Consider the following 19,283-nt stretch of genomic DNA (forward strand, 5'->3'; position numbering starts at 1 on the left):
TTAAATTGTTTAAAGTGATGACAATCAATTACAGTACTTGATGCATAACAAATCCTGATCAAAAAAGTCACCATCGATTATCGATGTGAAAGAAGTATTTACTAATTCTTGTTTAAGATTCCAGTTAAAACCACTGTCTCTTCCTGAATAAAATAACCCCGGCTGATGCTAAAATCAGAGAACCCGAGATAATAGCAGGTAAGGCCCAAGAGAGATTTTCCATCCCATTTGGCACATTCATTCCGAAGATACTCACTACTAAGGTAGGTATCATCAGGATAATGGAAATCAGGGTCAACTGTTTCATTACTACGTTCAGGTTATTGGAAATTACTGAGGCAAAAGCATCCATCATGCCGCTTTGTATATCAGAATAAATTTGTGCCATTTCGAGTGCCTGTTTATTTTCAATGAAAGCATCTTCCAGAAGATCTTCATTGATTTCGGTTATAACCTTTCGTGAATTTCGAAGCTTTGCCAGTACAATTTCATTTGCTTTAATCGAGGTGATGAAAAAGACTAAGCATTTTTCCATCTTCAACAATTTGTTCAATTCCTTATTCTTGATTGATTTTTCAAGGTCTTGCTCAATTAAAGTTGTCATTTGATTGATTTGCTTCAAATACCGTAAGTACATGTTTCCCGAACGCAGGAATAAACGCAGAACAAAATTAATGTTGTCAGAAATCTGCTTATACTGTTCTCTCAAAATCGAAGGTTGATTGATCGGAAGTACCTGATTATCCTGCAAACAAAGGGTAAGCGTAAAATCTTCCGACAGAAATATTCCAAGAGGAATGGTCTGAAAAGGTACTCCGTTATTATTCGATTCAACGGGTATTCGTAAAATGATTAATGTCCAATCATCTTCAAATTCAATACGAGGTCTTTCATCGGTATCGAGGATATCGGTAATTAAATCTTTTGGTAACCCAAATTCTAAAAATAATCTGCTTATTTCAAGCTGGTCTGGACGGGTAACATTAATCCAGCAACCTTTTGTTGGTTCGGTGATTTCATTATAACCACCAAATGTTTTGAAGATTTTAATCATGAAATTGTCTCCTTACTTTTTCTCTGCAAGGAAACACACGAAGCCCCTTACAGGTTTATTAATACCATTTAATACTATGATACGGGTCTTCGTCCATTGTCATTGAATTTTAAATTTCGAAGCAAAAGTAGTCTAAAATTTTTGTTGCATCATACTTGATCTGACTTTTTATCAAAAAAAGCTTGAGCAATTATTGATTTGTGCGTTTAAACACGAAATTCCATGTGATAAACGACAAGCATATAATAACCACCAAAAAGTAGATTGTTGTTGAGGTGCTTTTAATAATTGTGGAAATATTCGTTGCTGATATTAAGTTATCAGATATATCAGGATAGTTGCGAATCATAAGAATGATTCCAAGGTTTTCTAAATAATCAAACAATCCTGCAATGAAAGGAATGAGACAGAAATAATAGAAACCAACTTTTACATTATTCATTTTGCTTAACAACCAACCCAGGACTAAGCAATAGCTTATCGCAAATAATCCGGGATAAACCATATCCACTGGGATTTGCTGAAATAAATAAACGTTTCGTCCTTCAGTGCCAAGCGTTTCCAGAAGTTTCAAAACAAACTCAGGGGAGTACCCGGATGGCATCATATCCAATAGTTTCATCCCATTTGAAAAGCTCATTACTTTAGGGATGGTTACCATCAACATAAAAGCATAAACGATATTGGTTAGAATGAAAAGGATTAATACTTTTTTGCCGGAGCTGTTTCGTTTAATAGTGCCAATTAAATTTTTCATCTTATTGTTGATTTTTATTTCCAATAGCAAGTTACGAATCATCAAATTAATATCAGAGATTGGAGCTTCGTATTAATTAATAGCTTACTCATTTAACAAATTCACAGTGTGGCAAGCAACAACGGCAGCAGTTTCAGTACGTAGACGGCTTTGACCGAGACTAACGGGTATAAACTTTTGCTGAATGGCCGCGTCTATTTCTTCTGGTGAGAAATCCCCTTCAGGACCAATTAGTAAAACACTAGATTTTCCAGGAACCACTTCGTTTTTTAACACCCGCTTGTCCTGTTCGTAACAATGTGCAATAAATTTTTGTCCATCAAACTCTGATTCAAGAAACTGATTGATTGGAGTTAATGGATTTAGCTTGGGGAGATAAGCTTTTAATGATTGTTTCATGGCTGAAATAATTACTTTTTCAAGTCGCTCATGCTTAATCACTTTCCTTTCTGAGTGCTCGCACAGGATGGGAGTAATTTCGTCAATCCCAATCTCTGTGGCTTTTTCAAGAAACCATTCAAATCGATCAATATTTTTGGTTGGAGCCACTGCCAGGTGCAAGTAGTGGTTACGTTTGCCAAACTCAGCCTGAGTATTAATAACTTCAATCAAACATTTTTTAGGGTGGGCGTCTGTGATTTCAGCTTCAAAGAAATTGCCTTTTCCATCAATAAGTTGAATAGAATCACCATTACTCAAGCGCAATACCCGCACTGCATGTTTTGACTCAGTTTCGTCTAAATTAAAAGTTGTTCCGGTAATGTTGGGGGTATAAAATAGCTGCATTATTTAAACATTCGTGGCATTAGTTGAAACGATAAACTTCCTTCTCTGGCTGAAACATCTTTCCAGTTTTCCACCTTGAAATCTATGCCAACGGTTGAACAGGTTGGCATATCACTATTGAAATATTTTACCAGATTATTGCAGAGATAATAAACTGTTGGATTATGTCCGAATGTGAATACGGTTTCCACTTTTTCGGGAAGTCCACGCAGAATATCAATGAATTCCTGTGTGGTTACACCATCATAAAAATCGTCTTCCAACAAAATTTTATTTTCAGGAAAACTTAAACTTTCAGCATATATTTTCGCTGTTTTTAAAGCACGCTTGGCTGGACTGCTAACAATCATATCTGGAAGAATTCCATCTTTTACCAGCTGGGAACTAAGTTTTTTCGCATCAGATTTTCCGCGATCACTCAATCCTCGGTTAAAGTCGTCGTCGTAACCATAAGGAACAGACTTTGCGTGACGGACAATTACTACTCGTTTCATGGAAATAGATGTTTCTTCAAAATTACATTATTTTTGAGACCCGGCTAAAATAAAATTACAATAATGATACGAATTGGATTGATTTCGGATACACATGGAGCGCTAAGTAAGCGAATTTTAAATTTTTTGGAGGAAGTTGATGAAATCTGGCACGCCGGTGATATCGGAAATCCTGAAACTGCTGATGAACTCGCGGCAATGAAACCATTGAAAGCTGTATATGGAAATATTGACGGGCATGTTTTGAGACGAATGTTTCCTGAAAATTTGCGGTTCCGATGTGAACAAGTTGAAGTTTTTATGACTCATATTGGTGGATACCCCGGCAGGTATGAGCCCCGAATCCGGAAAGAAATTTATTCGAATCCTCCACAGATATTTATTTGTGGGCATTCCCATATTTTGAAGGTAATTAATGATAAAAAGATTAATTGCTTGCATATTAATCCGGGAGCTGCCGGAAATAAAGGCTTTCACCGGGTTTGCACAGCCATTCGTTTTGTAATTGATGGCAAGCAGATTCGTGATATGGAAGTGTTTGAATTGGAGCGAACTAAATTTTGAGGTCAAGAATTCGTTGATCAGTCACAGTTGGCAGTTGTATTTATGACTTTGAATAACGAATTTTCTTAAATCCGGCATCCAGTATCAAAGTTTCTTGCACAAAAAAAGCCCGCCAAAAAATTGACGGGCGAATAATGTATGCTGTCCGGAAATTATTCAGCAATAGAAATTGCATCAACCGGGCAAACTTCGGCACAAGAGCCACAATCAGTGCACAATTCAGGATCAATTGTATAAATATCTCCTTCAGCAATAGCGTCTACTGGACATTCGTCGATGCAAGTTCCGCATGCAATGCACTCATCTGAAATTACATAAGCCATAACACTTCGTTTTAAGTTTACTAATGCAAGCAAAAGTAATAAGATTGATAAAAAATCAAACAATTAAATTTAGATTTTTATCCGGCATGTTATTAACACTTAAACTGTGCTTAACATGGAGTGTGTTTTATTTAGAATCAGTCTTTTCAAGCTTCTCAAAATGCTTGCAAAAACTGGTCAATCCACATTTCTTACATTTTGGTTTTCTCGCAAGGCAAGTATAACGTCCATGAAGAATCAGCCAATGGTGAGCTAAAGGAACAATCTCATCGGGAAAATATTTCATCAGCTCTTTTTCTGTTTGAAGTGGATTTTTTGAGTTCGTGGTCAGGCCAATTCGATTGGCAACACGAAATACATGGGTGTCTACAGCAAATGCTGGCTTTTCATAGACAACTGAAGCGATAACGTTAGCTGTTTTCCTACCAACACCAGGAAGTTTTTGTAACTCATCAACATCATCAGGCACTACTCCTTTGAAATCGTTTACCAGCATATTTGCCATCCCTACCAGGTGTTTTGCTTTATTGTTTGGATAGGAGCACGACCGGATGTATTCAAAAACTTCAGCTGGCTCAACTTCTGCCATCAACTCGGGTTTTGGAAAACGTTTAAAAAGCTCCGGTGTTATTTGGTTAACCCGCTTATCCGTACATTGGGCTGATAAAATTACCGCAACAAGCAACTCATAAGGATTGTTATAACCCAGTTCCGTTTCGGCAATAGGCATCTCTTTTTGGAAATATTCAATGACCTTTTGGTATCGTTCTTTCTTTTGCATCATGTTATTTTCAGGGTTGAACAAAAATAACAAAAAGAAGTTTGAAGATAGAAGCTTGGAGTTTTAATCGAGTAAAATCAACTTATAACTTCACTCTTCTCGCTTCCAACCATAAAATTCCTATTTTTGCCCAAAATCTTATAGAATGATCCCTTATCTGCAGGCTGAACAATTATCGAAACGTTACGGAGAGCAAATGCTTTTTGAGAATGTATCGTTTACAATTTTTAAAGATCAAAAAGTTGCATTAATTGCTAAAAATGGAGCGGGTAAAACCACCCTGATGGAGATTATTGCCAGTTTTGATACTGCGGATGATGGAAAAGTTACGCATACCAATGATATTAAAATTGGCTATCTGCGCCAATTGCCTGAGTTGGATGAAGGTTTAACAGTCTTGGAAGAAGCTTTGCGCTCTGAGAATCCTGCGATTGAAGTTATTCGTCAATTTGAAGCAGCGGTAAAGCATAATGATCAGAAGGCAATCGAGGAGCTAACTGTGAGAATGGATGAACTTAGCGCCTGGGATTTTGAGGTTAAAGTGAAGCAGATATTGACTCAATTAAAAATTGAGGATTTTGACCAGCCTGTTTATGAGCTTTCAGGAGGACAGAAAAAGCGGTTGGCATTGGCAAATGTCTTGGTTAATGAACCGGATTTACTATTGTTGGATGAGCCAACCAACCATCTTGATCTGGATATGATTGAATGGTTGGAGAAGTATCTTGAACGAACCAATTGTACTTTGTTTATGGTTACACACGACCGATATTTTTTGGATCGTGTATGCAATGAAATTATCGAAATCGATCAGAATCAAACATACGATTATCAAGGAAACTATAGTTATTATCTGCAAAAACGACAAGAGCGGATTGAGGCAGAACAGGCAGCAACCGAAAAAGCAAAAAATCTCTTGCGAACAGAGTTGGATTGGATGCGCAGGATGCCAAAAGCCAGAAGTCACAAAGCAAAGTATCGGGTTGACCAATTTTATGAATTGAAAGATAAGGCATCAAATAAGCGAAATGACAATGATTTGGAGTTGACTGTTGCCGCTTCACGGCTTGGGAAGAAGATTTTAGAGATTGAAAATATTTCTAAAGCTTATGGTGATTTGATATTGATCAGCAATTTCACCTATCATTTTTCACGTTTCGAGAAAGTTGGTATCGTTGGGAAAAATGGTACTGGAAAATCTACTTTTTTAAATATCATTACTCGTTCGATCGAAGCAGATGCTGGAACGGTAGAGTGGGGGCAGACGATTAAATTAGGTTACTATCGTCAGGATGGTATTGACTTTAAACCGGAAGAGAAAGTAATTGATGTTGTTAAAAATATTGCAGAGGTTATTCATTACGAAGATGGGCGGCAGGTAACAGCCAGTCAAATGTTAACACGTTTCTTATTTCCACCAGAGACTCAATATAACTTAGTTGAGAAATTGAGTGGTGGTGAGAGAAGACGTTTGTATCTATGTACCATCCTTATGCAAAATCCCAATTTTCTAATTTTAGATGAGCCAACGAATGATTTGGACATCATGACGCTGAATGTGTTGGAAGATTACCTGGCCGGATTTGATGGTTGCGTGGTAATTGTTTCTCACGACCGCTATTTTATGGACAAGATTGTGGACCATCTTTTCGTCTTTGAGGGTGATGGAAGAATTAAAGATTTTCCTGGTAATTATACTATTTACCGGAACCATGTTTTGGAAGAAGAAAGCCGCAAAAGAGCTGATTCAGTGGTGAAAGCAAAACCAGTTCAGGAAAAACCGAAAAAGCAATCCAATAAGTTAAGCTTCAATGAGAAGCGAGAATTTGAGCAGTTGGAATCAGAAATTGATCAGTTAGAAACAGAAAAGAAGGAACTGGAAGAAGCGTTGAACTCCGGAAAATTATCACCAGAAGAACTGGTGGAAAAATCACAACGATTTTCATCTCTAACTGACGATTTGGAAGAAAAAGAAATGCGCTGGCTTGAATTAAGCGAGCGCTTATAAATCAGAACTTTTAAGTTTCGTTGAAATTTCTGCAATTCCTTTTGTTATGGATGTTCCGGATAGGGTAGCACCACTGATGGCTTGAACATCTTCACCGTATTTTAACTCGCCTCCTGTGAAACCTTTAAATTGTTCCAACCATTTTTTTGATGCAATTTGTCCACCATGATTTGAATAATAGGCGGTAACTCTGATCCACTCAATTCCTTTATCCTTGTTGAAATAGATGAGATAGTTGAAAGGATCGTATCTACCTTTTCCTTTAGCTGCAATTGCAAAGCCAATAGTGCTCCCTTCATATTTCACTTGGTAGGCTTCGTCAATGTACTCTGAACTTATAATTTCTTTATCAATTTCTATTACTGATATTGCATTTCTGTCAATGCCGTTCTCTTTAGAAATTAGTTTTATCACTTTGAGGGAACTGGAATAACTTCCAGCTCCCAGTAAACTTGTTCCTAAAGTGATAAGCAATGTAATTGTGAATAATCTTGCGAACGTTTTCATTAGAACATAATTCCGATTCCTAAATTGAGTTGCTTATTGTAATCATCCATGGCGTCATTTCCTAAAAATTGCATGTCTGCTTTTAAAACGGCTCCTGATGCCAGCCATAAACCAGCTCCAATCGTAATTTCATCTCTGTTGTATGATGGATTTTCTGAAATACCTTCAACCTTCTGATGGGTATTGTAGTTTTCGTAACGGACGAAAGGCACTAATTGTAAATCGGAACCTTTCCCTTGGAGGACATTGTAGCCAGCTTCTAAATAGTAGCCAAATACCGCACTTCCTAAATCTTTTCCAGTAAACTGATTGTATTGATCAGTATTGCTAATTGATCCGTAGTTTAACTGTCCTTTGAATTGCCAACCATTATGATTGTAACGGGCATCTACTCCAATAAGGTTCAATCCAACAACTGATGAGTCTGCCCGCATTTCAGCCTGTGTATCTGTTTCATCCAGATTTGCATAAAGGCTCGATTGTGTTTTCCCAAAATAACCACTTAAACCCAGATTTAAGCCCGGAATACCATAGTAATTAACTTTTGCAGCCAGGTTTGGGTGGGTTAATATTGATTCAGCACCTTTCTGACGGCCCTTACGGAATGCATCCGATCCGCGAAGAATTCCTTCTCCATCATAACTTTTAAATCCATTAACCACATAAACCTGATATTTCAGATCCAGTCCAATAAGTTGCCCGGTAAATCCGGCGCCAATCTCTCTCCAGGTAGTCGGGATAATTTTATTGTCGAGGTTTGGGCGTTCGACCCCATTAAACGTTGCAGGTTCGTGGTATTCATTGGTAATTCCCATTGGAATTAATAACAAGCCACCTCTGAAATTAACCCAGTTTGCAATTCGGTAATTAAGAAATGCTTGTTCTACAAATACTTCTTTAACATGTTCATATTCAATTTCGGTTACAAATTGTGTTCGATCGTTAAAGCGATAACCAAACATCATTACCAATCGATGAACATCCAGGGTTCCGTTATTTTTTGTATCTGAAGACAGAGGTTGATTATAATCGATTTGTGCATATCCTCCAATACTTAGCTTTTCCTCCGATGCCAATAATTTTTCTGAAGTATTTTGAGCAAATACAGGTAAGCCAGAAATAAAGGACAATAATCCAATAAGTAAAAATCTTCTATTCATATTAACTGTTTTAATTTAGATTGAATTAAAATACACTGCAAAAATAGCTACTAAGGAAAGATGTCACAATCACATTATATTGTGATTTTACCGAATATGATATAGCTAATAATGGTGATTTTGTGAGAGAATAGCTGATAGGTGTGATGCTATTTCCTTTCTGGAAAGTCTAAAAAGGCATAAACTGTATACCGATTTTTATAGCGAATTCATTTTTATTGATGAAATTCATCAAGCTTAATTAAGTTATTTGCAACGGCATAAATAACTAAAGCTGCTGTTGATTTTACACCGAGTTTAACGCTAATGTTTTTGCGATGTGAAACAACGGTGTGGATGCTAATAAATAAACTCTCCGCAATTTCTTTGTTCGATTTTCCAATTGCCAGAAGCTTGAGTACATCGATCTCACGATCGCTTAAGCTCGTATTTGCCGGTATATTGTTCTTATTACCAGGTTTTAAGTTTTTTAAAATCGTATTGGAAATGGTTTCTTCATCGTCATTTATGAAGATATTATCATTGAATTCTTTCAAAATAGCACGGTCGTAATGTGTAGATATAAGTCCAATCAAAATTTTCCCGTTAAAAAAATCTCGCAATTTTTTTGAGTTGGCATTAGAGTTATTCAATACTACCGGGTTAATCAAAATTAAGTTGAATAAGTCAGTCCGGGCCAAGGTGAAAACATCAGCAAAACTGCCAACAAAGCAAAGTTTAATCCTAGGAACGATGCTCGACAGAATAGAAGAGATTCCTTCTCTAATGATAATGGAAGGCTCGATGATCAATATTTTTTGTTTATGACTCAACTTAAGATTTTTGTAAAGATTCCATGTATTCTGTTGCCGGGATCAATATTTCATTCTCAATTTTTGCGTGTATTTGCAGGTCGTAATCGAGGTCAAAAAGCAGGAATAAAATCTTTCGTCGAAACGTGTTGTCGGTTTTTTGAGGTAAATGTTCAATCAAGAGTTTGGTTAAATCGTCAAGTTTCTCCTGAATATCGTCATGATGTTCTTTGTAGTCAACTACAGAATAAACCGCTTCATCATTAGGCGACTCGGTTTCACCTATCAGTTTTAGAATGTAAGGGAAAACGGTTTGGTTCTCATAGTCGAAATGTTGCTCAACCTCATTTTTATACTCATTAAAAAAAGTTTCAACCATCAACATTTCAGGCTTATTGCTATTGGTACTCATTAGTTGAATATTCTTGATGATTTCAGGAAACACTTCCTTTAAATAATATTCATGAGAATTGATTAAGTAATTAACTATGTTTTTAAGTTCAGCAGTGTTAAATGTGAAAGTTGATTTCAATGAGGGGTTCAGGTGTAGATGTACAATGGATAAAAATACTTTAATGCTAATTTGGTATTCGGTGCATATTTCTTCAATTGTTCTATTTGAAACACCCAGCTTAATGCCAAACCGTTCTATCACCAGCAGGAAATAGTGATCAATGTATATTAAATCCGACATTTTCATGTCTTTATGGATTATCTCCATTTTTTTCATTTCAATCTTTCTTTTTGGGTATTCAATTAGTTCTTAACAAAGTTTTGGAAGTTTAGGTTTTGAATATTTTAATCTTTAGTCTAACTGAATCTGTTTGAATATGATTTTGAAGTAAATAGTGTGTGCGATTTCTTTTGGTTAACCTATTCAAAAGATGACGGGATTATTGATTATAAATAATTCTGAAAACCTTCTGCGTATTTTCGGTGATTTTAAAACGATTATCCATGCGTTTGCCAATAATCCAGACTACTTTACTTCCGCTATACAAAATCCAGGTATTTTCCTTTTGGGGGATGGATATTTTTTCGTCGACAAAAAAATCACTGATCTTTTTAAAACCTTCCATTCCCAGGGGCTGAAAGTATTCGCCCTGATCCCATTTTTTTATGATGAGTGGAAATTTTAACAGATCGGCGTCAAATTCAGCAATTTGCCTGGAAGTTGAGAAACGGAAGTCCAATTTTTTTTCGAAATGCTCAAAACTTAAACTTATTGGATTTTCAATGGATAAACAGTCTTCTTCAATATAAAACCGATTCGCAGAAGTTTCTTCAATGCGAGTTAATAGAAGAAACTTCCTGTCTTTTACTAATCGATGGGTTTTTGAGAAAAAAGTTTTTCCTGCTTCTCCATCTAAACTTTGAATAATTTCCCGTACCTGATCATTGTTAAATCCTTTTGGGTGAAGTAGCTCGAAAAGAACGGTGTTTTTTGACTTTGATTCACTCAATAAATCAATAGATATTTTATAAGAATCATTATTATCCACTATTATACGATCGATCTCTTCCTCAATTTTTTGCTGGTAAATTGATTCGGTTTCCCGTAAGATTGAAGCTGTACGGTTCAGATTCTTGCGAAAAGCCGGATTAATTTCTTCAAATAATGGGATTATTTTATGGCGGATCAGGTTCCGTTGATAAACCAATTCTTCATTGCTGGAATCTTCTCGAAAAGAGATTTGTGCGCTTGAAGCAAAATTCATTATCTGTATTCGATTCGCAAATAATAAAGGGCGAATAATTTTTCCTGTTTTTGGTTGAATTCCTGAAAGACCTCTGATTCCAGTGCCTCTGCTTAAATTAATCAGCATTGTTTCTACCAAATCATCCTGGTGATGTGCTGTTGCGAGTAAATCATATTGAAGGCTTTCAATTAACTCGTTAAACCAATTGTATCGAAGTTCCCGAGCGGCCATTTCAATGGAGATGCCTTCCAGTTTTGCATATTCTAAGGTGTCAAAATGATTCACAAACAATTCAATAGCATTTTCTCCACAATAATCTCTCATGAAAATCTCGTCAGCGTCTGATTCGTGGCCCCGAAGTCTAAAATTACAATGAGCGACTACAAAATCCAGATTAAGTTGGCGAAACAGTTCCATCATAACCATGGAATCAACACCGCCGCTAACAGCTAAAATAATTTTATCTGTTGGGGAAAATAGCTTTTCCTTTTCTATATATTGCTGAAATTCAAGATGCATTGTCCAAGTTTACCACCATTTCCGAAATTCGGATGATTACTTCTACTGCTTTTACCATTGACTTTACAGGAATGTATTCATAAGGTCCATGGAAATTGTGACCACCAGCGAAAATATTTGGACAAGGAAGCCCCATGTATGAAAGTCTGGAGCCGTCAGTTCCTCCGCGTATAGCTTTTATTTTTGGAGTAACACCAACTTCTCGCATGGCTTCCTCTGCTAAATCAACAATATATTTTACCGGTTCAACTTTTTCGCGCATATTGTAATATTGATCATCTAAGTTTAAAGTCACGGTTTCTGCTCCATATTGGATGTTTAATACCTGACAAACCTGTTTGATCAGATCCTTACGCTGTTCAAATTTTTGACGGTCATGGTCCCGAATAATAAATGCTAAAGTTGTCGTTTCAACGCTTCCCTCAAAAGAAACGCAGTGAAAGAAACCTTCATATTTTTCAGTATGTTCAGGACGTTGTTCTTCCGGAAGCATATTCAATAGTTTATGACCGACGACAATTGCATTGATCATCTTATTTTTGGCAGCACCAGGATGAACACTTCTTCCCTTGATGGTAATTGTTGCCATTGCTGCATTGAAGTTTTCGTATTCTAATTCACCAATTTCACCGCCATCTAGGGTGTATGCAAATTTTGCCCCGAACTTTTCAACATCAAAATGGTCTGCACCTTTTCCAATCTCTTCATCGGGTGTAAAACAAACGCGGATTTTGCCATGGTTAATTTCAGGATGACTGCTTAAATAATCCATTGCAGTCATGATTTCAGCGATTCCGGCTTTGTCATCAGCTCCAAGAAGAGTGTTCCCATCGGTGGTTATAATTTTTTGGCCAATGTAGTTTTCAATTTCTGGAAACTGTTTAGGATCAATGGAAAGTTTCTCATTTAGCTTAACGACTCCTCCCTGGTAATCCAAAATTTGAGGTTTGACATTTTCCCCTGAAAAATCAGGGCTGGTATCCATATGCGCAACAAAACCGATCGTTGGGCATTTTTCTTTTGTATTAGAGGGCAAAGTTGCCATTACATACCCATACTTATCTTTTTCAATATCTACCAATCCAATCTCAGTTAATTCCTGCACCAATAAATCAGCAAAATCAAGCTGCCTGTTAGTACTTGGGAATGATTGGCTTTTGGGATTTGAAGTTGAATGTATCTTAGCGTATCTAATAAAGCGATCAATTACTTTTTCCATAATATTTAAACATCATCAGAGTTAAACTTAAAACCAAGGCGCTTGCCGGTTTGTATTTTCGAATGAGAAATTTCTTCCTTCATTTGCTCAACCGAGGCAATTTTCACCTGGTCGTATGGTGGAACCAACAAATCAAATTCAATTGCATAACGGATTGAAGTATCTAATATTTGTTTGAGTGACTCCTTGGACATGATATCTTTTTCAAAATCCTTCACCAATTCGCCGGATTGTCTTTTACCTTCAACAAAAAAGTGATTTTCCTGATTAATAAAAATACGTGCAATCAGGTATCCGATATCTTGCAGACGATTGTATTTAAATGAGTCACATAAAAAATTATAGATGTGAATAATTCCACAATAAGAGTTAAGAGGATTCTTTTTTATGTATTCTGTTTTCCAAATAGGATGTTCCCTGTTAAAGACAAATACATTGGAATGCATACTAAACACCAACATGTCAGCAGCCAATCTGAATTCTGCTTCAAATGAACCTTTCTCATGAAAAGTGGGGAGGCTCTCATCTGGTATTTTACCTTTCAGTTCTTTGCAATAGCCTTCAACTAACTCTTTTAATACTTCTTTAAGTAAATTGAATGTTGAAAGAGTATTTTGATAAACCGATTGTTTTGAGTTTGACTTAATTACAATTGATTCCAGTCCATTCAGTTTCTTCTTTGGCATTTGATTAGGTTTTAGAATTCTATAAAAATAAGAAAAGCAGTCTAATTAGACTGCTTTTCACCTATCATTAATTTCAAATTAGTATGCTAATGCAAATAGTACTCGTTGAGAAGAGGGATTTCCGCTGTAAATACATTTCCCTTCTTCTTTTTCACCGTCGAATGGAATACAACGGATTGTTGCTTTTGTTTCATCTTTAATTTTCTGTTCCGTTTCAGGTGAGCCATCCCAATGAGCTAAAACAAAACCTCCTTTATTCTTCAAGACCTCTTTGAATTCATCGTAGCTGTCAACTGTTGTTGTGTGCTCTTTTCTGTAATCAAATGCCTTTTGGTAAATATTATTTTGAATATCTTCAAGCAGGTCGCTGATGAATTGATCAATATTTTCAATAGAAACCACTTGTTTTTCCAAAGTATCCCTACGTGCAATTTCAACAGTTCCGTTTTCTAAATCACGCGGTCCCATTGCAATACGCACAGGTACACCTTTTAATTCATACTCAGCAAATTTCCAACCTGGTTTTTTTGTATCCTTATCGTCAACTTTTACAGAAATGCCTCTTGTTTTTAATTTTGAGGAAATTTCATCAGCTTTTTCTTTAATTGCTTTTAACTGATCTTCGTTGCGATAAATTGGTACAATAACTACTTGGAAAGGTGCCAATTTAGGTGGAAGAACCAGTCCATTATCATCAGAGTGTGCCATTATTAGTGCACCCATTAATCGAGTAGAAACTCCCCAGCTGGTTGCCCATACGTAATCTTCTTTCCCTTCTTTATTGGCGAATTTTACATCAAACGCTTTTGCAAAATTTTGCCCCAAAAAGTGAGATGTTCCTGATTGCAGGGCTTTACCATCCTGCATCAGAGCTTCAATGGTATATGTTTCCAATGCACCTGCAAAACGTTCGTTCTCCGATTTTGCGCCTTTGATAACCGGTACAGCCATGAATTCTTCTGCAAAATCTGCATACACATTTACCATCTTTTCAGTTTCTTCCAAGGCCTCTTGTTTCGTTTCATGAGCTGTGTGTCCTTCTTGCCATAAAAATTCGGCTGTGCGAAGGAACAAACGGGTTCTCATTTCCCAGCGAACCACATTGGCCCATTGGTTGCATAAAATTGGCAGATCTCGGTATGATTGAATCCAGTTTTTATAGGTATTCCATATAATGGTTTCGGATGTTGGACGAACGATCAGTTCCTCTTCTAGTTTTGCATTCGGATCAACAACTACACCTTTCCCATCCGGGTCATTCATTAGTCGGTAATGAGTTACAACAGCACATTCCTTGGCAAAACCTTCAACATGGGCAGCTTCCTTACTGAAAAAAGACTTTGGTATAAATAATGGAAAATAGGCGTTTACGTGTCCTGTTTCTTTAAACATACGGTCCAATTCTGCTTGCATCTTCTCCCAAATGGCGTATCCATATGGTTTGATAACCATGCATCCGCGTACTGCAGAATTTTCTGCCAAATCGGCTTTTACAACAAGTTCATTGTACCATTGTGAATAATTTTCACTTCTGGGTGTTAATTCTTTGGCCATCTCTTTTGATTTGGTACGGTATTTGTTTCTTTTGTATATGAAAATTGAGCTACAAAGTAAATAAATTTATTCATAAAAGATACAGGAGGTTTAGTTATGAAAACAAAAGTTACCATACTCGTAGCAATCGCACTTGCATTAGGCGCTTGCTCTACCGGGACTTATGTGACTGACAGGTACGATGATATCTATTTCGTCCCCGGTGATGTTCCACCTCCGGTTGTTGAAGAAAGAGTAGAGCCAACACGTAATGATAATCCGGCGTCTATTATTATTCAGGAAGTGGAAGATAATGAAGATGGATCCAAGACTCTGAAGAACCATGTTTTTCAGAATGCTGATGAATATGTAGATGCTGAAGTTTTCGACATGGAAAACATGGAGTTGATGGAGTCAGATACTACTATGTATGAAAATGAAGGTGATATTGATTACGTTATCAATAACTACTATGATGCTGATGAGTTGGACTATACTTATCGAATCAACAGGTTTCACCGTCCTCGTTTTTATGATCCTTTCTATTGGGATTCCTGGTATTATGATTCCTGGTACTACCCATCTTATTCATGGTATGGAGGCTACTACAGCCCTTGGAGGTATAGTTATTATGATCCTTATTACTCATGGGGATGGGGTATAGGTTGGAATAGCCCTTTCTATAGCTCATGGTACAGTCCTTATTATTATAGCCCATATTCATCTTGGTATAGTCCATATTATTACGGTGGCGGATACTATTCTTCTTACTATTATCCTGATAATCATTATGGACACCGCAGATCATCGTATTCAAATGTTGTTCGAAACAGAAGTGCATTTGGTCCGGGAAGTTACAATGCTTCAAGCAGTGGCTCCAGATTAAAAAGTGCCTCCGGGGATGATCAATATGGCAGTTCGAGAAGAACATCGACGGTTGTTGGTTCAGGTATTGGACGAAGCAGTTCTGGCAGTACTACCAGTAAAAGTGCTACTATTTTAGATAAGCGCAGGACTTCAACATCTACTCCAAGTGTTAGCTCCACTGGCCGAAGAAGTTTATCTACAACAAATGACAATACTTCAGGTAGATCCGTAAGTAGTTCTTCTGGCGGAAGATCACAAACTCCGGTTGTTAAATCCGCAACAACAAGTACTCCAGAGAGAAGGACTGTGACAAATAGTTCAACAAGAAGTTACCAAACAACAAAATCTATTTCAACTCAACGAAAGGAGTATATACCAAGCTACAGCAAACCAAGAACCGTAACACGTTCAAACTATAATAGTGATAGTTATAGCAAGCCAAGAACATCAAGTTATAGCAAACCTTCAGGTACAACTACTCGTTCTACAAGTGCGCCCAAAAGCACTTCCAGTTATAAGAAAACGTATAAATCAAGTTCTACTTATAGCAAAGGTTCGAGTAGTAGTCGATCTACAAAAAGTTCCAGCTATAGTGCACCAAGTAGAAGTAGTAACAGTTATAGTACTCCAAGCAGGAGTTCAAGTAGCTACAGTTCCGGTAGTAGTAAAAGCTATTCTTCAGGAAGCTCTTCTAGTGGATCAAGAAGTTCATCAAGCGGAAGCAGAAGTAGTGGAAGTGGTAGCGGACGACGTTAATCGAGAACAGAATTTTTGCTAATTATGATTTTGAAAAATTTAATTCATTCAGCCATGAAAAGGATATACTATATTATTGTATTATTATTTATTAGCTCAGGGGCGATTAGCCAGAATTTAGTTGATGCTCTTCGATATTCGGATTTCCGATTACAGGGTACTGCCAGATCAGTTGCAATGGGAAATGCATTTGGAGCACTCGGTGGTGATTTTACTTCAGCATCAATAAATCCAGCAGGGCTTGGGATTTATAGAAGCAGCGAATTTGTAATAACGCCTAATGTTAATAGAGCAAGTGTTGATGCAAGTTATTTGGGGATGACTACTGAAGAATCCAAGTATAATCTGGGATTTCAGAATGTTGGGTATGTAGCAAATTTTAACATGAGTAATTCTTCCAGTTCATTGGTTAGTCTAAGCCTGGGAGTTGGATATAACCGGTTGGGGAGTTTTGATGTAAAAAAGATGGTTCATGCATCAGGAGTAACATCTTCGATGTTGGATCAATTTTCTTTAAACGCAGATGGATACGAACCTTGGGAATTGGATCCTTTTTATGAGGAATTGGCTGCCTATGATGAATCTTCTGGTTTTGGTACAAATCTGATATTTACAGAAGAAGAGAATGAAGATTTGATTTATGGACATGACATGCAAGTAAATCCATTTACCAATGATCTTACAAATTACGAACATGGACAGCGAAAATCATTCTCCCAAAAAGGAAATATTGATGAGTATGTAATTTCATTGGCAGCAAATTTTAATCATAAGTTTTACGTTGGAGCAACAGTCGGTATTCAGGATGTTTATTTCCGGGAAACAACCAGTCTTTTTGAATATGATGAGAATAACAATATTGAATATTTTAATGATTATACTTTCAATACTTATTTGCGAACTGCAGGAACAGGCGTTAATTTTAAGTTAGGAGCAATTTTTAAACCGACGAACGAGTTGAGATTGGGAGTTGCTGTTCATACTCCGACTTTCTATAAGCTTCAGGATAATTTTGATAATACAATGTATTCATCACTCGATTTAGATGACGGATCTGCAGATTATGAGGCACTATCTCCAGTTGATTGGTATAATTATCAATTGGAAACACCCTTTAAAGCAATTTTTAGTGGGGCATATGTTTTCGGTAAATCAGCTATTTTAAGTGTTGATTATGAATTTGTGGATTATTCAACAATTAAGCTTCGTGATGGTGACGGTGGTTATGACTTTTTCAATGAAAATGATGAAATTGGAGAAGCCTATAAAGCCGTTGGCAACTTGCATCTTGGATTGGAATACCGAATAGATAATAATTTTAGTTTGAGAGGTGGATATGAAAGATATCCTAGTCCATTTAATAAAAATGCTTTTGGTGAATTTCAGCCAAACAGTAATGCCGATGATTCTGCTATTTCTGCTGGATTTGGCTGGAAACAAGGAGGCTTTTTCCTTGATGCAGCATATAAGCATGAAATGAACGAGCAATCTCACGAGGTTTATGCAGGTTCAGATTTGGCAAAATTCAATACCAAGCTTGATGATTTTGTATTTACAGTAGGATTTAGATTCTAATTCTTTATCATAAAAAGAAAAGAGCAAGGTTTATTTATATGTTTGAAAATACATTGCTCTTTTTTTATTGTATTTACTGGTGGTTTAAAAGGATATCAACAAGTTATTAATACTTGTTTGTAAAATTTAACAAGAATTGATTTTTTTCCAGTTCAAATTGCCGTAAATTAGTTTGTAGAGATTAAGAAAATTAAATGGATAATTTTAAAAAAATAAGTTATCTCGAGTCGCTCCGAATGTTTCAGCAGGCTGACTCCAACGGGCGGAGGCTAAAGCTTGGAGATTTGAAAACATCCAAGTGGTTGCAACGCGAGAATATTAATCTGGACAATATAAAAGCAATCTCAAGGAATTATCCTGACCTTAGAATGTTCATCATTGGCGAAGGTAAAAACGAAGGCTTTTATGTGTATTCACAACAAATGGAAACCTGTTTCAAGTTTGAACCGAAGTTTTCTACCATAAAAACTGCACTTCAGTAAATGAATCAATATGAAGACCCCATTTCTAGGGGCGTTTATCACTATTATTTTAAAAAGAAAGATATTCCGGTAAAAATCCATTCGGATGGTTTTGATGTGGATGAAGTATATCCATCCTATTTTTATAGGAAATTAATCGATATGCCAGCGTTAGAGCAAAAGGCTTTATCGCTTTGTAAGGGAAAAGTGTTAGACGTTGGCGCATGCGTAGGATGTCATTCAACGGTTCTACAATCGCAAAGAATTGATGTTGTCGCACTGGAACTTTCCGAATTATGCTGTGAAGTATTAAAAGATAGGGGAATCAAGCAAGTTGTTAAGAGCGACATCTTTGACTATGAAGGTGAAACTTTTGATACTATTTTATTACTTATGAATGGAACAGGTATCGCTGGTACTCTTGCGGGCTTAGATAAATTTCTTGGCAAGCTTAAAAAGCTTTTAAACCCCAATGGTCAAATCCTGATAGACTCATCTGATTTAGTATATTTGTATCTGGATGATGATGGTTCTGCATTAATCGATCTGAATGCGAACCGTTATTATGGAGAGTTAATTTACCAGACGGAGTTTCAAAATTTTAAAGGGAAACCGTTTCCTTGGTTGTATGTCAGCAAAGATATTCTGGCAATAAAAGCCAATGAAAACGGTTTAATAGTAGACCAGGTGTTTGAAGGTGAACATTTCGATTATCTGGCCAGACTGATTGCTAAATAGATGA

General features: G+C 36.6%; 20 protein-coding genes. 6 read left to right on the forward strand and 14 right to left on the reverse strand.

Translation table 11 applies throughout. The features are described 5' to 3' along the window. Nucleotides 1–124: 124 nt before the first annotated feature. From ACUNWD_RS15485 to ACUNWD_RS15500, 4 genes are all read right to left on the reverse strand, one after another. Nucleotides 125–1,054, reverse strand: a complete 930-nt coding sequence (locus ACUNWD_RS15485; RefSeq protein WP_445588743.1) for a magnesium transporter CorA family protein — start codon at nt 1,052–1,054, stop codon at nt 125–127. 190 nt (nt 1,055–1,244) lie between these two features. Beyond that, on the reverse strand, nt 1,245–1,811 hold the full coding sequence (locus ACUNWD_RS15490; RefSeq protein WP_445588744.1) for a hypothetical protein: 567 nt from the start codon (nt 1,809–1,811) through the stop codon (nt 1,245–1,247). A gap of 84 nt (nt 1,812–1,895) precedes the next feature. Further along, nucleotides 1,896–2,597: a 16S rRNA (uracil(1498)-N(3))-methyltransferase gene (locus ACUNWD_RS15495; protein WP_445588745.1), complete on the reverse strand. Its 702-nt coding sequence runs from the start codon at nt 2,595–2,597 to the stop codon at nt 1,896–1,898. Then, nucleotides 2,597–3,091 (reverse strand): SixA phosphatase family protein, encoded by a 495-nt coding sequence (locus tag ACUNWD_RS15500; protein ID WP_445588746.1) that lies wholly within the window; start codon nt 3,089–3,091, stop codon nt 2,597–2,599. Before ACUNWD_RS15500 ends, ACUNWD_RS15495 begins: the two co-directional genes overlap by 1 nt. 63 nt (nt 3,092–3,154) lie before the next feature. On the opposite strand from ACUNWD_RS15500, the gene ACUNWD_RS15505 reads away from it, so the two are divergent. Then, complete coding sequence (locus ACUNWD_RS15505) at nt 3,155–3,655, forward strand: metallophosphoesterase family protein (RefSeq protein WP_445588747.1); 501 nt, start codon at nt 3,155–3,157, stop codon at nt 3,653–3,655. A gap of 152 nt (nt 3,656–3,807) precedes the next feature. Here ACUNWD_RS15505 and ACUNWD_RS15510 read toward each other — a convergent pair whose 3' ends face one another. After that, complete coding sequence (locus ACUNWD_RS15510) at nt 3,808–3,978, reverse strand: DUF362 domain-containing protein (protein WP_445588748.1); 171 nt, start codon at nt 3,976–3,978, stop codon at nt 3,808–3,810. Between the two features lie 127 nt (nt 3,979–4,105). Beyond that, nucleotides 4,106–4,759: an endonuclease III gene (nth, locus tag ACUNWD_RS15515; protein ID WP_445588749.1), complete on the reverse strand. Its 654-nt coding sequence runs from the start codon at nt 4,757–4,759 to the stop codon at nt 4,106–4,108. A gap of 145 nt (nt 4,760–4,904) precedes the next feature. Between nth and ACUNWD_RS15520 the strand changes: the two genes are divergently transcribed. Further along, nucleotides 4,905–6,767 (forward strand): ABC-F family ATP-binding cassette domain-containing protein, encoded by a 1,863-nt coding sequence (locus ACUNWD_RS15520; RefSeq protein WP_445588750.1) that lies wholly within the window; start codon nt 4,905–4,907, stop codon nt 6,765–6,767. On the opposite strand, the gene ACUNWD_RS15525 is transcribed toward ACUNWD_RS15520, so the two are convergent. The 8 genes from ACUNWD_RS15525 to proS form a co-directional block, all read right to left on the reverse strand. Beyond that, nucleotides 6,762–7,274 (reverse strand): FMN-binding protein, encoded by a 513-nt coding sequence (locus tag ACUNWD_RS15525; RefSeq protein ID WP_445588751.1) that lies wholly within the window; start codon nt 7,272–7,274, stop codon nt 6,762–6,764. The genes ACUNWD_RS15520 and ACUNWD_RS15525 overlap by 6 nt on opposite strands. Then, nucleotides 7,274–8,434, reverse strand: coding sequence for a hypothetical protein (locus ACUNWD_RS15530; RefSeq protein WP_445588752.1), 1,161 nt, complete (start codon nt 8,432–8,434; stop codon nt 7,274–7,276). The genes ACUNWD_RS15525 and ACUNWD_RS15530 overlap by 1 nt, the downstream gene beginning before the upstream one ends. Before the next feature lie 215 nt (nt 8,435–8,649). Further along, a complete protein-coding gene (locus tag ACUNWD_RS15535) occupies nt 8,650–9,246 on the reverse strand; it encodes a response regulator transcription factor (protein WP_445588753.1) in 597 nt (198 codons plus the stop codon). 1 nt (nt 9,247) lies between these two features. Continuing rightward, nucleotides 9,248–9,946 (reverse strand): hemerythrin domain-containing protein, encoded by a 699-nt coding sequence (locus ACUNWD_RS15540; RefSeq protein ID WP_445588754.1) that lies wholly within the window; start codon nt 9,944–9,946, stop codon nt 9,248–9,250. Between the two features lie 172 nt (nt 9,947–10,118). Then, a complete protein-coding gene (gene tilS, locus ACUNWD_RS15545; protein WP_445588755.1) occupies nt 10,119–11,444 on the reverse strand; it encodes a tRNA lysidine(34) synthetase TilS in 1,326 nt (441 codons plus the stop codon). Further along, nucleotides 11,434–12,663 carry a peptidase T gene (gene pepT, locus ACUNWD_RS15550; protein ID WP_445588756.1) on the reverse strand — a complete coding sequence of 410 codons (1,230 nt, stop codon included), beginning with the start codon at nt 12,661–12,663 and terminating at the stop codon, nt 11,434–11,436. Before pepT ends, tilS begins: the two co-directional genes overlap by 11 nt. 5 nt (nt 12,664–12,668) lie before the next feature. Next, nucleotides 12,669–13,349, reverse strand: a complete 681-nt coding sequence (locus ACUNWD_RS15555; protein WP_445588757.1) for a hypothetical protein — start codon at nt 13,347–13,349, stop codon at nt 12,669–12,671. Between the two features lie 78 nt (nt 13,350–13,427). Then, nucleotides 13,428–14,903 carry a proline--tRNA ligase gene (gene proS / locus ACUNWD_RS15560; RefSeq protein WP_445588758.1) on the reverse strand — a complete coding sequence of 492 codons (1,476 nt, stop codon included), beginning with the start codon at nt 14,901–14,903 and terminating at the stop codon, nt 13,428–13,430. A 96-nt stretch (nt 14,904–14,999) separates the two neighbouring features. On the opposite strand from proS, the gene ACUNWD_RS15565 reads away from it, so the two are divergent. The 4 genes from ACUNWD_RS15565 (at nt 15,000) to ACUNWD_RS15580 (ending at nt 19,279) form a co-directional block, all read left to right on the forward strand. Next, nucleotides 15,000–16,505, forward strand: coding sequence for a hypothetical protein (locus tag ACUNWD_RS15565; protein ID WP_445588759.1), 1,506 nt, complete (start codon nt 15,000–15,002; stop codon nt 16,503–16,505). Between the two features lie 54 nt (nt 16,506–16,559). Further along, on the forward strand, nt 16,560–18,080 hold the full coding sequence (locus ACUNWD_RS15570; RefSeq protein WP_445588760.1) for an OmpP1/FadL family transporter: 1,521 nt from the start codon (nt 16,560–16,562) through the stop codon (nt 18,078–18,080). A gap of 194 nt (nt 18,081–18,274) precedes the next feature. After that, nucleotides 18,275–18,562, forward strand: coding sequence for a hypothetical protein (locus ACUNWD_RS15575; protein WP_445588761.1), 288 nt, complete (start codon nt 18,275–18,277; stop codon nt 18,560–18,562). Further along, nucleotides 18,563–19,279, forward strand: coding sequence for a methyltransferase domain-containing protein (locus tag ACUNWD_RS15580; RefSeq protein ID WP_445588762.1), 717 nt, complete (start codon nt 18,563–18,565; stop codon nt 19,277–19,279). Nucleotides 19,280–19,283: the final 4 nt, after the last annotated feature.

This window comes from Sunxiuqinia sp. A32, assembly GCF_052690465.1.